Source organism: Thiomicrorhabdus sediminis, from assembly GCF_005885815.1.
GTDB classification, from domain to species: Bacteria; Pseudomonadota; Gammaproteobacteria; order Thiomicrospirales; family Thiomicrospiraceae; genus Thiomicrorhabdus; species Thiomicrorhabdus sediminis.
This window is the reverse complement of sequence record NZ_CP040602.1, coordinates 2,289,157-2,304,233: the sequence shown is the minus strand read 5'-3', so window position 1 is coordinate 2,304,233 and position 15,077 is coordinate 2,289,157. Positions and strand designations below refer to the sequence as shown.

14 protein-coding genes and 2 tRNA genes are annotated in these 15,077 nt (G+C 42.3%); 13 read left to right on the top strand and 3 right to left on the bottom strand.

The window, feature by feature from the left end; all coding sequences use genetic code 11:
* The first annotated feature begins 103 nt into the window (after positions 1–103).
* From FE785_RS10435 to pgl, 6 genes are all read left to right on the top strand, one after another.
* Positions 104–1,339, top strand: a complete 1,236-nt coding sequence (locus tag FE785_RS10435) for a glycosyltransferase family protein (RefSeq protein ID WP_138565682.1) — start codon at positions 104–106, stop codon at positions 1,337–1,339.
* A gap of 46 nt (positions 1,340–1,385) precedes the next feature.
* Positions 1,386–3,146 carry an alpha-amylase family glycosyl hydrolase gene (locus FE785_RS10430; RefSeq protein ID WP_202978307.1) on the top strand — a complete coding sequence of 587 codons (1,761 nt, stop codon included), beginning with the start codon at positions 1,386–1,388 and terminating at the stop codon, positions 3,144–3,146.
* 64 nt (positions 3,147–3,210) lie between these two features.
* A complete protein-coding gene (gnd, locus tag FE785_RS10425) occupies positions 3,211–4,665 on the top strand; it encodes a decarboxylating NADP(+)-dependent phosphogluconate dehydrogenase (protein WP_138565681.1) in 1,455 nt (484 codons plus the stop codon).
* Positions 4,666–4,679: 14 nt separating this feature from the next.
* Positions 4,680–5,633 carry a glucose-6-phosphate dehydrogenase (NADP(+)) gene (locus FE785_RS10985; protein ID WP_338065095.1) on the top strand — a complete coding sequence of 318 codons (954 nt, stop codon included), beginning with the start codon at positions 4,680–4,682 and terminating at the stop codon, positions 5,631–5,633.
* Positions 5,567–6,169, top strand: coding sequence for a glucose-6-phosphate dehydrogenase (NADP(+)) (locus FE785_RS10980; RefSeq protein ID WP_338065094.1), 603 nt, complete (start codon positions 5,567–5,569; stop codon positions 6,167–6,169). Before FE785_RS10985 ends, FE785_RS10980 begins: the two co-directional genes overlap by 67 nt.
* A gap of 4 nt (positions 6,170–6,173) precedes the next feature.
* Positions 6,174–6,932 (top strand): 6-phosphogluconolactonase, encoded by a 759-nt coding sequence (gene pgl, locus FE785_RS10415; protein ID WP_138565680.1) that lies wholly within the window; start codon positions 6,174–6,176, stop codon positions 6,930–6,932.
* A gap of 80 nt (positions 6,933–7,012) precedes the next feature.
* On the opposite strand, the gene FE785_RS10410 is transcribed toward pgl, so the two are convergent.
* The 3 genes from FE785_RS10410 to FE785_RS10400 all read right to left on the bottom strand — a co-directional run bounded on the left by FE785_RS10410 (position 7,013) and on the right by FE785_RS10400 (position 7,561).
* Positions 7,013–7,096 (bottom strand) — tRNA-Leu (locus FE785_RS10410).
* Positions 7,097–7,131: 35 nt separating this feature from the next.
* A tRNA-Phe gene (locus tag FE785_RS10405) sits at positions 7,132–7,207 on the bottom strand.
* A 144-nt stretch (positions 7,208–7,351) separates the two neighbouring features.
* The gene (locus FE785_RS10400) at positions 7,352–7,561 is read right to left on the bottom strand and encodes a helix-turn-helix domain-containing protein (protein ID WP_138565679.1); all 210 of its coding nucleotides are present in this window, start codon (positions 7,559–7,561) and stop codon (positions 7,352–7,354) included.
* A 165-nt stretch (positions 7,562–7,726) separates the two neighbouring features.
* Here FE785_RS10400 and FE785_RS10395 point away from each other — a divergent pair, with 165 nt between their 5' ends.
* From FE785_RS10395 to FE785_RS10365, 7 genes are all read left to right on the top strand, one after another.
* On the top strand, positions 7,727–7,969 hold the full coding sequence (locus tag FE785_RS10395) for a hypothetical protein (protein ID WP_138565678.1): 243 nt from the start codon (positions 7,727–7,729) through the stop codon (positions 7,967–7,969).
* A gap of 26 nt (positions 7,970–7,995) precedes the next feature.
* Positions 7,996–9,306, top strand: coding sequence for a site-specific integrase (locus FE785_RS10390; protein WP_138565677.1), 1,311 nt, complete (start codon positions 7,996–7,998; stop codon positions 9,304–9,306).
* Positions 9,303–9,626 (top strand): hypothetical protein, encoded by a 324-nt coding sequence (locus FE785_RS10385; RefSeq protein WP_138565676.1) that lies wholly within the window; start codon positions 9,303–9,305, stop codon positions 9,624–9,626. Before FE785_RS10390 ends, FE785_RS10385 begins: the two co-directional genes overlap by 4 nt.
* Positions 9,623–10,570 carry a TraI domain-containing protein gene (locus FE785_RS10380; RefSeq protein ID WP_138565675.1) on the top strand — a complete coding sequence of 316 codons (948 nt, stop codon included), beginning with the start codon at positions 9,623–9,625 and terminating at the stop codon, positions 10,568–10,570. Before FE785_RS10385 ends, FE785_RS10380 begins: the two co-directional genes overlap by 4 nt.
* Before the next feature lie 103 nt (positions 10,571–10,673).
* Positions 10,674–11,129, top strand: coding sequence for a hypothetical protein (locus FE785_RS10375; RefSeq protein ID WP_138565674.1), 456 nt, complete (start codon positions 10,674–10,676; stop codon positions 11,127–11,129).
* 155 nt (positions 11,130–11,284) lie between these two features.
* Positions 11,285–12,214, top strand: a complete 930-nt coding sequence (locus tag FE785_RS10370; protein ID WP_138565673.1) for an SIR2 family protein — start codon at positions 11,285–11,287, stop codon at positions 12,212–12,214.
* The gene (locus FE785_RS10365) at positions 12,207–15,032 is read left to right on the top strand and encodes a hypothetical protein (RefSeq protein ID WP_138565672.1); all 2,826 of its coding nucleotides are present in this window, start codon (positions 12,207–12,209) and stop codon (positions 15,030–15,032) included. The genes FE785_RS10370 and FE785_RS10365 overlap by 8 nt, the downstream gene beginning before the upstream one ends.
* Positions 15,033–15,077 lie beyond the last annotated feature (45 nt).

Here is a 15,077-nt window from a genome sequence, read left to right as displayed (position 1 = left end):
GTCAGCGATGTTGAAACAGGTTAATAGGATATATCACGGATGGTTTGCACGTTTATAAAGCTGTCTTAAATACAAGAATCCCAAAGATGGGAAGGAGTTTTTTATGGATTTTTATCAGAATGGCATTATCACTACCTTACATAATTTAGTGGATCGACCGCTGGAAGAGATGGAAGCTGACTTAAAAAAATTCAGTAAAAAACGCCCATTGGGATTGGTGTTGCCGAGCCTGTATTCTGAACTTCAAACCCCGGCATTAAAAACCATTGTGGAAGAGCTCAAATCGGTCGATTATCTGGAAGAGATAATTATCGGCCTAGATCGCGCCGATGAATCCGAATACCGACATGCTTTGGAGTTTTTCTCGGTATTGCCACAAAACGTCAAAGTCATTTGGAATGATGGGCCGCGCATGAAAGCGATCCACAAAAAACTGGTCGAAGAGGGGATTGCGCCGGAAGCCCCCGGCAAAGGGCGTAATGTGTGGTATATGATCGGTTATGTTTTGGGTTCCAATAAGGTCGAATCGGTTGCTTTGCATGATTGCGATATTGTCACCTATGACCGTTCTTTACTGGCGAAATTGATCTATCCGGTCGCCAATCCACAGTTTAACTATGATTTTGCCAAAGGTTTTTATACCCGAATTGCCAATCAGACCATGAATGGTCGCGTGACCCGTTTGCTGGTGACGCCATTGATTCGCGCCTTACAAAAAACCGCCGGTGAAGTCAATGAGCGCGCCGATGAGTATTTAAGTCATATCGACTCCTATCGTTATCCGCTCGCCGGTGAGTTTGCCTTCCGCAAGGGGGTGATTTCCGACCTGCGTATTCCATCCGACTGGGGATTGGAAATCGGCGTTTTGTCGGAGATGAAGCGCAATATCAGTTCTAACCGTATTTGCCAAGTCGATATTGCCGATATTTATGACCATAAGCATCAAGATCTTTCCGCGGAAGACGCCAAAAAAGGTCTGTCGAAAATGTCGATTGATATCAGTAAGGCGTTTTTTAGAAAGCTGGCGGCAGAAGGGGTGACTTTCACCGAAGAGGGTTTCCGTTCCTTGAAGGCAACCTATTACCGCATCGCTCTGGATTTGATCGAATCTTATCGTAACGATGCGATTATGAATGGTTTGACGCTTGATGTGCATAAAGAAGAGTGTGCTGTTGAACTGTTTTCGGAAAACATAATCAAAGCCGGAAAACATTTTTTGGAGTCGCCAATGGAAACCCCGTTTATTCCATCTTGGAACAGGGTGTCGGCAGCTTTTCCGGACATAATGGACGATATTATTGCCGCTGTAGATGCGGATATGCAGCAGTACGCTAAATAGAGTCCACGTTTGTAAATTGTCAAAACCCATAATATAAGAGGCAGATATGCAACATTCATACAGTGAATTCACGCCCGCCTATGGCGCCTTAATGGAACGGATTGTACCTTTGATTGAGAGCCTCTATCCGCAAAGCGATGCACTGGAATTAGCACAAAGATTGACCGCCATCAGCGCTATTGATGCGCAAACTGTGCAGCTGCCTGTTCCGCATAAATCGCATTGGGATCAGCAGGACATTATGCTGATCACCTATGGAGATTCTATTATCAGCGAAGGCGAAAAGCCCCTACACACCTTAAAGACCATGCTCGATAACAATCTGCAGGAATCGGTCTCGATGGTGCATATTTTGCCATATTACCCATACAGTTCCGATGGCGGCTTTGCCGTCTCCGATTATGAAAAAATCAATCCACAGCTCGGCGATTGGCATGATGTCACAGAGATTAGCCATGGCTATCGAATTATGGCCGATCTGGTAGTGAATCATTGTTCCAGTGAACACCCTTGGTTTAAAGCGTTTATTGATGGCGATTCGACCTATGAGGATTTCTTTGTGCAAGCCTCGCCGGATGAAGACTTATCGGCGGTGGTGCGTCCGCGAACTACGCCGTTATTGCGTCACACCATTACAAAAAATGGTGACAAATATGTTTGGTGTACCTTTAGTCATGACCAGATCGATTTGAACTTCGCCAATCCTGATGTGTTTATCGAAGTCATGCGTTTAATCGCCATGTATATCGATTATGGCGCGAGCATCTTCCGTTTGGATGCCATCGGTTTCTTGTGGAAAGAGATTGGTACCAGTTGTATCCATTTACCGCAAACGCATCAGGCTATTCAGTTGATGCGCGCCTTAATTGAATACCGTTTGCCGACCGCGATTATCATCACTGAAACCAATGTACCGAAAAAAGAGAATTTGACCTATTTTGGTAATGCCAATGAAGCCCATATGGTCTATAACTTCTCTTTGCCACCTCTATTAATTAACGCCATGTTAAGCGGTTCTGCCCGTCATTTGAAAACTTGGTTGATGTCAATGCCACCGGCACAGATGGGGACAACCTATCTGAACTTTATCGCCAGTCATGACGGGATTGGGGTGCGTCCGGCCGAGGGGATTCTTGATCCGGAAGAGATCCAGAACATGATTCATAGCTTACAGTCATTCGGAGCCAAGGTTTCTTGGCGCGCCGGCTTGAACGGTGAAAAGAGCCCTTATGAAATCAATATATCCCTGATCGATGCCTTTAAAGGTACCCATGAGGGGGAAGATGAATATCAGGTGGCGCGAATGCTATGTGCTCATGCGATTGCCATAGCCTTGGAAGGAGTGCCGGCGATTTATATTCATTCATTCCTAGCTACCGAAAATGATTATGAAACTTTGGCAAAAACGGAGCATAATCGAGATATCAACCGTAAGAAATGGCCTTTGGAAGAACTGCAGCCCTTGTTAGATGATCCGCAAAGTCTGCATGCACAGGTGCTAAGTGGTATGAAAGGCTTGATTGAATTGCGTAAAAAACAGGCTGCCTTCCACCCGAATGCCACTCAGTTTACATTGCACTTGGATGATGGCCTGTTTGGTTTCTGGCGTCAGAGTCTAATGCGCAATCAGAGTATTTTTGTCGTCAATAATGTTACCAATCAGCCACAGGTATTGAATCTAACCCAGCTTAACCTGATTGATATGGATGAATGGAAAGAGTTGATTAGCGGTCAAATGATAGAGGACCTATATGGGCAAATCACCTTGGCACCTTACCAGACGGTCTGGATTAGTAACCTCTGGTAGCAAGTTTTAAAGCAAACAATTCCCGTGCGGTAAACGAATAAACATGAAATATGAGGAGTCACCAATGGCAAGCGCAGATATTGGACTGATCGGACTGGCGGTAATGGGCCAGAACTTAGTATTGAATATGGCTGAACATGGTTTTAATGTCTGTGTTTACAACCGTTCTTCAGAAAAAACCGATGATTTTATCAATCGTCGTGTCAATGAGTTACCCGTCACCGCCGCCTATTCGCTACAGGAGCTTGTCGACAGTCTTGCTGCTCCGCGCAAAGTGATGTTGATGGTTAAGGCCGGTGAAGTGGTCGATGCCTTTATTGATCAGTTGGTGCCTTTACTTGATGCCGGTGACATTATTATTGATGGCGGCAATTCACTTTATACCGATTCCAATAGGCGCACCGAAAGCTTGGCGGAAAAGGGCATTTTATTTATCGGTACCGGTGTTTCCGGTGGCGAAGAAGGCGCTCGTTTTGGCCCCTCTATTATGCCTGGTGGTAATGCCGAGGCGTGGCAAAGCGTCAAGCCGATTTTTCAGGCGATTGCCGCCAAGGCCGGTACAGAACCTTGTTGTGATTGGGTTGGCGACAAGGGAGCCGGACACTATGTGAAAATGGTGCACAACGGCATTGAATACGGTGATATGCAGTTAATTGCCGAAGCTTATCAGCTAATGCGTGAAGGCTTGTCAATGTCGGCCGATGAATGTCAGCAGGTATTCGCCAAATGGAATCAAGGTGTACTCGACTCCTACTTGATTGAAATTACCGCCGAGATTTTGACCTTCAAGGATAAAGACGGCGAACCGCTGGTGGATAAGATTCTTGATGCCGCCGGCCAAAAAGGTACCGGGAAATGGACAGGTATCAGTTCTCTTGAACTCGGTATCCCGGTTACCTTGATTACCGAGTCGGTCTATGCGCGATGTTTATCGGCATTGAAAACCCAGCGTGTCACGGCGGCTAAACTCTATCCAACCGAGAATAAGGCAAATTACAGTGAAGCGGAAAAAGCGGACTTGATTGATGCGATTCATGATGCTCTATATGCCTCAAAAATCATCTCCTATACTCAAGGCTATATGTTGATGGCAGAAGCCGCTAAAGCCTATGGCTGGCAATTGAATTATGGCGGCATCGCTTTGATGTGGCGTGGCGGCTGTATTATCCGCAGCCGATTTTTAGAAGAGATCAAACAAGCTTACGAGGCAAAACCGGAACTGGAAAACTTGCTACAGGCAGTGTTTTTTGAAAAGGCGATTAAACAAGCCGAACCGCAATGGCGTAAAGCGCTGGTGTTTGCCATTCAAAGCCAGATCGCTGCACCAGCCTTAAGTTCGGCATTGGCGTTCTTTGACGGCTATCGCAGTGAAGTGGTGCCGGCCAATCTATTGCAGGCACAACGCGATTATTTCGGAGCTCATACCTATGAGCGCGTCGATGCTCCACGTGGAGAGTTTTTCCATACCGATTGGATTGAGTCGGGTGGCGATGTCAGTTCAACAACCTACGAGGTCTAAAGGAGCTTTGCATTATGGATAGCTGTACCTATGTTGTTTTTGGTGCCACAGGTAATTTATCGCTGACCAAGTTAATGCCGGCCTTCTATCATCTCGATAGCGTCAATCGACTGCCTGATGAGATGCGCATTGTCGCCATAGGCCGCCGAGATTTGCAGCTGGATGATTGGATGGCAGATTTGCGTGAGCAGATCGAACCTTTGGCGCGCGGAGGTATTGACGAGAAGGTGTTTCAGCGTTTTGCCAAACGTATGTGTTATTTCCAACTCGATATTAACGATGAACTGGGTTTTGCCAAGCTGGCGGATTTTTTACAGCAGGCGGAATTCCCGCATAATATTGCGTTTTATCTGTCACTAGGCCCTGATCTGTTCGCCAAGGTAACCCAGTCTTTGAATGACAATGATCTTTTGGATGAAACCAATGGCTGGAAACGTGTCGTCTTGGAAAAACCGTTCGGTTATGACCTTGAGTCGGCAATTTCCCTGCAAAACCGGATCAGTCAGGCGTTATCCGAAGAGCAGACCTATCGTATCGACCATTATCTAGGTAAAGGGATGGTACAGAATGTTCTGGTGTTTCGTTTTGCCAATGCCATTATGGAACCTTTGTGGAACCGAAATGCGATAGACCATATTCAGATTACCCATTCTGAAGACAAGCCGGTCGGCAGTCGTGCCGGTTATTACGATAATAGCGGCGCTTTGCGAGATATGATTCAAAGCCATCTGTTGCAACTCTTGGCTTTGGTGGCGATGGAGCCGCCCGCTTCGATGGATGCAGAAGCTTTACGTGATGAAAAGGTTAAACTGTTACGCTCCATTCGACCGATTAAAAAGAATCAGGTCAATTCTTCCGCCTATCGTGCCCCAATACGCTCGCGGCAATGTCAACGGCGAGAGTGTTTGCAGCTATCTCGAAGCCCGGCGTCGCCGAAGATTCGGTCACCGAGACCTATGCGGCGATGAAGGTCTATATTGATAATTGGCGTTGGGAAGGGGTACCGTTTTATATCCAGACCGGAAAGAATATGAAGCAGTCGAAAATGCTGGTCTCCATTTGTTTCAAGCATCCGCCGAAGCAGTTCTTTCGCGACTCTCAAGTGAAAAAAATGGAACCGAACTGGATTGTCTTCGGTATTCAGCCGAATGAATCCATTAAGATTGAAATGATTGCCAAGCAACCCGGTTTGGAGATCCAGACCCAGCAAATCAGTTTGGATGCGGCAATGCAATGTGATCCGCTGACTAAAATTGATGCCTATGAAGAACTGCTGTTGGATGTGATTAAAGGCGACCGTTCTTTGTTCCTGCGTTTTGATGAGGTCAAGGCGGCGTGGAATGTGGTCGACCCGATTCTGTCGCAATGGGCTAATCAGACCGATTATATCGATACCTACCCGGCAGGTTCCTGGGGGCCGGAAGGTTCTGAAAAACTGTTTGATCATCCTGAGCAGAGTTGGCGAACCTATATTAATCCGCACTGTGCGGAAACCCAAGGTTAGGAAAATGAGTGAGTCTAATCTGAACCCGTATCTGCCTGATAATGCCAAGGTATTCGCCGATAGCCGGCAGTTGGCGGAACAGTTGGTTGCCGAGATTGTGGAAATCGCTAATCAGGCGATTGAGGAAAAATCGGCTTTTCATTTTATTACCGCAGGTGGTACTACCCCGAATTTGTGTTATCAGTTGTTGTCGGCCTTACCGCAAAGTGCAACGGACTGGAGTAAATGGCAGATCTATATGGGAGACGAGCGAGTCTTGCCATTGGCCGACCCGGAACGCAACAGTCAGGCATTGCTTGTTCATTGGTTGCAAGGTTCTTTGATCCCAGAGCAGAACAGGCATTTTATCGAGGTCGAACAGGGAGCGGAAACGGCTGCCTATGCTTATGCCTGTAAAATTTTCTCGGTTGATGAGTTTGATTTGGCGCTGGTTGGAATGGGTGAAGACGGCCACACTGCGAGCCTGTTTCCGGGACATAACGAAAGTGACCTGGTGACCCCGATCAATTGCACTCCGGCCGATGCCAAAGGGTTTAATTGCGCGCCGATTATTATAGATAAGCATTCCCCAAAACCTCCTGCGGAGCGCGTCAGTTTGAACTATATCAGTTTCAGTAAAAGCCGTCTTTTGATAAAGCTGGTGACCGGGGCTGGTAAAAATCATGCCTTAAAACAGTGGTTGGTTGATAAGCAACCATTGCCGATTGCTTTGTTGAAAGGGCGGCAAAACAAACTTTATGTCGACCAGGCCGCCGTCAGTTAACTTCGTTGGTATCGTCACCAGTGATTTTGTATAGATAATAAAAAAGCCCCGATTACTAATGTAACCGAGGCTTTTGAATATGGTGCGGAAGGAGAGACTCGAACTCTCACACCAAAGGCACCAGAACCTAAATCTGGCGTGTCTACCAATTCCACCACTCCCGCATGTAAGTTATTTTACACAAAACAACTTGAAAAGATGGTGGCCTGACCTGGAATCGAACCAGGGACACAGGGATTTTCAATCCCTTGCTCTACCGACTGAGCTATCAGGCCTAAATCAGATGGAGCGTATTGTATAGACGGGCTTCGCGACTGTCAAATATTATTTCGCTATTTTTATAAATAATTGTTGGGGACAAAAAAGGGACAAATTGGAGACGTTTTGTCTTGTCTTCAGTGGGTTTTGACATGAAGACTTTATTTGTCTTCATTTGTGAAGTTGAGAATGTCATTTGGTGTGCATTCAAAGAATTTACACAGTTTGTCCAGTGTTTCCAAATCAACTCGTTTAGCTTGGTTGTTATACAGTAAATCAATCGAGCTCCTATTAACTCCTAGTTCTCGCGCCACATCAATTACCTTTAGGCGTCTACTTCCCATTAGTGTCGATAAGTTCGAATTAATCATGCTCAATCCCTTTAAGTGGAAAAATCTATTTAGAACTAATTTTATTTAATTTAAATGAATAAAAATGCTTGTAAATATATTTTATGTATGTAAAATCTATTCTAAATCAATTTTATTTCGATTGAATTGAATTTATTTGTTTAGTTTTTAGAAAAGGATTTTAACATGGATTTTACATATTTAACTACTGAAGAATTGTCTGAACGCATTAAGTACAACCCGCGAACCATCCGTAATGAATTAAAAGATAGCGTTTTACTGGAAGGTCGCCATTACATTAGACCTTTTGGGCAACGAAAAATTTTATTCATCTGGGAGAACATTGAAGAGGATATGTATAAAGCCTCTGAATCATCTGATTTTGCAGTTCCAATGGCTAATGGCGGTTTATGTCTGGGACTACATTAATCAAATTTTTGTTGGGAGATTAATATATGGCAAAAATAAGAGTTAAATCGAATACCGGAAATTTATATTTTGATTTCCAATATTGTAAAAATCGGTGTCGTGAATATACCTCTTTACCAGACACAAAAGCTAACCGTAAAAAGTTAGAAATGATTATGGAGCGTATTCAAGCGGAGATTACTTTGGGGGCGTTTCAATATGGAAAATATTTTCCGAATAGTCCTATGGTGCAAAAATTAGCAGAGATTGAAGCTAGACAGCGGCCAGGTTATAGAGAAACACCTTTGTTTAAGGATTTTGCCAAAGAGTGGTTTTCTGAAATGGAGCCAACATGGCGAAAATCGACCGCAGAGACTTATTGGCGGTATTTGAAAAGTCGACTGATTCCCCATTTTGGAAAAATGGAAGTCAGCCAAATCACCAAAAGTGACATTTTAAAATACCGTTCTAACGTCGCCAAACAATCGGACGGTAAGTTAAAGCCTAAGACCATTAACAAGTTTATTAAGTGTCTTAATATGATTATGAATGAAGCGGCTGACCGATTCAATTTTACGCCACCTCATCTCAATATCAAACCACTTAAAGAAGAAAAGGTGCATATTGATCCTTTTTCTATTCAAGAGGTGAATCTGATTTTAGCCAGTGTACGACCGGATTGGCGGGACTATCTGTTAGTCCGGTTCTTTACCGGCATGCGTACCGGTGAGATTGATGGCCTCAAATGGGAAAACGTCGATTTTGAACGGCGGGAGATTCTCGTTAGAGAAACCTTTTCTATGGGACGCTGGGAATACACCAAAAATGATGGTTCTCAACGAGAGATAGAAATGTCGACATTAGTGTTTAACTGTCTTAAAGATCGGTATAAAAACCGAAATAAAGAGTCCGACTTGGTGTTTTACGCCAATAACGGCTCTCCGGTTCATACACCTAATTTTTTAAGACGAGTGTGGACGCCTTTATTGGCCTATCTCAAGATCAAATATCGCAAGCCATATCAAACACGTCATACCGCTGCCACCCTTTGGTTGGCCGCGGGTGAAAACCCAAACTGGATTGCCAAACAGATGGGGCATAGTACCACCACCATGTTGTTTAGTGTCTATGCGCGTTATGTGCCGAACTTGACGCGAAAAGATGGCTCGGCAATGGAACGGCTGCTTGCTTCCAATATTGACGGCTTTCATGGTCAAGGGAAAAAGGAAGACACAGAAGATACGACTATTACCGTCAGTGATGAAGTTGATCTAAATCAAGCTGAAGCCGAAGAATCGGCTTTTTGGGATCAGTTTCTTAATCCAGGTAATCCATCTCATTTTGGAGGTACGCTATGATGAACCGTAATCTAATTCAAACCCCATTTTTAACACGACAGCATCCATCTATCACTAACCCGTTTTCAGAGGAGGGCGTCTATCCGATAGAAGACCCTAGAGTCGTTAATAGATTGGTCAACAACCTGATGTATCTGTTTAAGATTCATGACGGCGATTATTTAACCTTTGTCTTGGGTCATGGTGAATGCTCAACCAATAAAAAGGCTTTACAGCTATGGGTCTATGAGCAGCTTTCTGGTATCCAGAATGCCGATGATGCACTGGATACCTTGATTAGCCGATTGAAAGACCAGTTAATGATGGAGGTGTATCAATGAAGCCTATCATCACATATAGCGAACAAAACCACTTGCAGGTTGGTAAAGGAAAGCAGCGTCTTGGTTATGCGGGTGTTTTTGGACACGACTTAGGATGTTCGGATTACGGTTGGTGTCAGGTCAGCCTGATAGACCAAGATCACCTAACGCACTATATTAATGTCGATAATCAACTCTACAGCTCGATCTGTCAGCGTTACGAGAGCTTGCATCTACAAAGTACCGAGTCTTTATATCTTTGGGTGGAGTTAGATGCGAACGAAATGGCTTTGAATTGGCGTCTATTTAAAAGCACCTTAACACTTGAGCAGTTATTCCCCATCTATCAAGCCTGTTATGACTTTGGATCGTTATATCAGTTGTTTGACCTCATTGAGAGCCTGCAAGTCATTCCACTGCGCATGTTTGCCAGAGAAGTCTTGATGGATACTTCATTAATGACCACTTTTGTCAGTATCCCGGCGAGTAAGCGGCATCATCACAGCTTTCCAGGAGGATTGTTGATGCACTCGTTGGAGTGCGCGTTTATGACCAAGCAGACGGTGGAGGCTTTGTTGGATATCTCAACTAAAGAAAAAGAAGTCGCCGTGGTGGCCGCACTTTTTCATGATATCGGCAAAGTTAAAACACTGGGGCTTATTCAACATACCTCAGCAGGACGGCTTATCGATCATGAACAATTCACGTTAATGATGCTTGCAGAACCTCTTAACACCTTACAGGAGTATTGGCAGTCAGGAGCTGAGGCTTTGCAGTATCTGTTGACCTGGAAAGAATCTCAAGGAATGTGCCGCTATGTCACAGGCAATGCTATCAAGATGGCAGACCGCTTAAGTACATCGGCATCATTAAACAGTATGGCTTTTCAGGACAAGCCGGATTACTTCCATTTTGCGGAGCTGAGTATTGGTTGTAATAAGCATTATCTAAACCGTTTGAATTGAATTATCCATAAACCTTTCGTTAATGGCTCAAAATTTGACGGAATTGCGAAATAGGATATTCTCATTGAGAAAGGTGTTATTCATTCATTGAAAGGAGGGCTTTATGGCTTATCACAACACACAAGAAATTATCTGGATTGAGCGTGTCTTTAGCGTGTTTTCATTTGCGATAGTGATTTGGTCTATCTGGGCGATATCTCAATATGCGCCTCAATATTATCAAGAGCAAAATGCAATTAAAGCGAAACTGGCAGAAAATTATGGTGTCTCTGAAGATGTAGTAGCTAGTCTACAGTGTTATCGAGGCTATCTGCATTACCCTAATTCAGGAGTCTTTTCTGGGCTGATAGCGATTTCACCAAGTAAGCCTTGTGACTTGGAGATTTTTGAACAGCAACACCATAATCCACATTCCTTTGAATATTTTATATCCGTGTTAGCTGGGTTAATTTCAGTTTTATTTTTGTTTGTGTTTAGGAGCACAAAAGAAATCTACTCATCACAAGGTTCAAATTCATTGATGATGCACTTAATTAAGTGGCTAAAAAGATTTGATTAACATTTGAAATATAGGGTGATTCATAGATAATGATATTAAGTAATAATTACAGTGTTGGGATAGATTGTGGCTTACTAAAGTGTTTACAAAATTAGTGGCGATTCAGCCCGGCCTTATGCAAGACCTTCTAACAGGGAAAGTGAGCATCAATCATAATGAGTAAAGCACCTGATTTGCGTGAAATATTTAGCCCGCCTGATGAGATAATTGAGGCTGGCCTAAATGGTGAGTTAGTATTTTTCGTCGGTGCAGGCGCATCTATGCTTCTTGGGTTGCCATCCTGGAGTGATTTGGCTGGTTTAGTACTAGAAGATTTAAGAGATAATGAGCTTTTGAATTATTCTGAATTAGAACAATTAAAGAGCCTAGATCCAAAGAAACAATTATCAATAGCAGACTTAATTGCAAAAGAAAATGGTTACAATCTAAATATTGCCCAGCACCTAAAGGACAAACCTGAAGGCGATAGTATTTATAAATCTATAAATGACATTGGATGCCCATGTGTAACAACCAACTATGATGAATTATTGGCACCAAGATTCTTAGAAACCAAAGATGGTTCAACCACTCCTGTGTCTGTAAGCAGGGTCTCTGAAAGGGATAACTTTTTTGCAAAACTTTTAAATGAACCCGGGACTGTTGTACATTTGCATGGAGCAAAAAGTAATCCCAGTACTATGATCGTAACAACAAAGGATTACCTTGAACACTATGATAATGAGAATGTTCAGGAATTTTTAGGGGAATTATTCGAGAAAAAGACCGTTCTATTTCTTGGGTATGGATTAGAAGAAGCTGAGATACTTGAACATATCTTGAGGAGAGGCTCAGTCTCACAAACTAGAGACAGAAGGCGTTTCGCCCTTCAAGGCTTTTTTCTAAGTCAAAGGCCTTTGTATGAGAACCTCCATAATTATTATGAAAAATCGTTCGGCGTTCATCTGTTAGGGTTTGTTCGCGACCATGAAAACTATAATCAGTTAGAAGGAATTGTTAAATCCTGGGTAAACCTAATTGAGATAAGAAAACCACCTCTAGCAGTCGACAATGACTTTATGGATGAGGTTCTGGGTGATGACTGATCTAACAGCCAAAGAACTAGATCTTCTGCAACGTGTTGAACAAAACGTAGATCTTCAGCCTCTTTTTTTTAGAAAAGTGAAAGGACTCAAGTGGTTTAACTCCTTAAATGAAAGGGGGTACTTCAACCCTAGCAATAATCCCGCACCTGTTCCAGCAAAGGAAGAAGGTTACGTAAATATATCTGTCTGGCCTATTACCGATTATTTGGTAAAGACTTCTCATGAATTATCTATTAATAATAATCAGAAATATTGCGAATTATTTCTACAAATACTCATAGATGTCACCAAATATGCAAAGGAAAATGACTTTAGCAATTACAAAACTTGGTGGCAATTTTCCCAAGTCTTAACAAACATTCCATATCAATATATTGCTGTTGATGACTTATGGATAATTGACTATTGGCTCGATGATATATACGAACGTGGCCTTGTTGCTCAGGAAATAGGCGAAAAGTGGCTGCCTTCATTATTAAATTCTAATAATGAGCATGCTCTCAAGGTTTCACTTAAGATACTTGATTATCTGTATAAAATAGTCATTTTCGAAAGAAAATTGGGTGAACGCACTAAGCGAGAGGCTGCTCTCAGATTTGATTATTACCATGCAGAGAAAATCACTACGAAAGTGGCAGAGCTTTCTGGATTGCATCTCGGCAGAGAAGCTATAGAACTATTCGAGAAGCAACTAATCGCTATCATTGTAGACCAGGGAAATGATCAATGGTCTGCAATATGGCGGCCAGCTATAGAAGAGCACACACAAAACAAGCACAGAGATGATGCGGAAAATATACTCGTACATGCATACAGAGACTCTCTAGGTAGCTATTTAAAATCAAAACCTGATGAAGCATACCAATTCGTTAACAATATGCTTCAGTCGGATTACCAGATAGTTCATAGGCTTGCCATTCATGCTACTAACGCCAATTATCAGATACTTTCAGGTGTTACTGACAAGCTACTAGATGAAATATATCTTGAAAGTAATTACAGGCATGAAATGTGGCATTTTCTTAAATGTAATTACCATCGTTTCAATAATGAACAAAGAGAAACCACCTTGTCTCTAATATCAAGTATTGAGCGATTTGATGATGACAACAATCCTCATGAAGGTGCAACAGCTTATAACCATGCAATATGGCTAGCTGCCATCCGTGAACACGGAGAGAATGAAGAGAAGCTATATCAGCATAATATTAAAATAGCTAAAACAGAACCTGAACACCCTGATTTTTCAAGCTATATGTCTGTAGGCAGGGGTGGTAATGAATCACCTATACCGCTTGATGATCTTAAGGCGTTATCAATTGATGACCTAATCAGAACGCTCCAAGGGTATGAAGATCCTGGAGTCTTTCGTGAGCCTGGTTTAGAGGGCTTGGTTAAATCCGTCAGGCAATTAGTTAAATCTGAGCCTCTTAAGTATTACTTGCATTTAAATAAAATCATTGATCTTAAATTGGCATATATTCACGAAGTAATCGAGGCATATGCTGAGTTATGGAATGAAGACGCAAAACTTCCATGGAATGATCTTTGGGGGGAGTTATTAACTTTCTGTTTCTATGTAATAAAACATGAAGATTTCTGGCATGAAAAAAATACAAAAGAACAAAAACACTTCGTTGCTAACAGGTACTGGATCATAAGCAGTATAGGTCGTCTAATACAGTCTGGCACAAGAAAAGATGAGCATGCTTTTGGTGAAGAATACTCAAAAATCGCCGAGGATATAATCAATATTATATTAGATAACGAAACTGGTCATGAGTTCAATACAGGTAGTGATGCTGTTTCTATAGCCATAAATAGCCCAAGAGGACATTGTCTTGAGGCTTTAATAAATTTGGCTTTACGTTTGTGTCGACTTTCAGACAAGCGTAACAATAAAGATCATTCAGAAATCTGGAATCATTTTCAGCCACGCTATGACACGGAATTGAAATTGGCAGATTCCGATAATCCTGAATATGAATTTTCTACGCTCGTGACTAATTACTTGCCTAACTTTTTGTACATGTCTAAAGATTGGGTTATCGATAATCTAGATACTATCTTTGATCAGAATAACTACATTAAATGGCTTTGTGCAATGCAGGGGTATTCATATGTTGGAACAGTCTATGAACCAATATTTAAATTCTTAAAATCACATGGAGACTTATTAAAAGCCTTAGATGACGAAAACCTTAAAGACAAGGTAGAAGAAAGAGCTATAGAGAATATTGTTGTCGCCTATCTAAATGATTTCGAAAGTATTGATGATAAAGATAGTTTAATAAGGGTTATCTTAGAACGTGGACAAATAAAAGAGATTAGTCATTTGATATGGTTTATATGGACCTTACGGAAAAGGGACGATATCGATCTTCGCAATAAAGTCTATGAGCTCTGGCCTAGAATTCTAAACCTTATAGACGTAGAAACTCGTGATGGGAGGCGACTTGCTTCTGGTTTGTGTCACTGGGCTGTGTTTGTTGATCATATCGATGATGAAAGACGAACCCTACTACATGCAATTGCGCCTTATTCCGATGAGTCTCATAACTCATATGAATTATTGTCTACTATTGCAGAAATTAGTAAATCACAACCGTATGAATCATATGATATCTGGAAGAAAATGCTAAACGGCTCAACTCCTGATTACCCTGAGGATGCTATACGCCAGCTATTCTCTAGTTTAATAAGCGAAGGTCCCGAAGGTATTCGCTTGGCAAGGGACATAGAAAGCGAATATTTAAAGAAAGGTGTGGAAAGACCTGCAATTTGGTTAAAAGAACTAAGAAAGGAGATGGGGGTGTAACCCTCCCCTAAATTAGTGGCGATTCACTGAACCAATTAAGCTTAA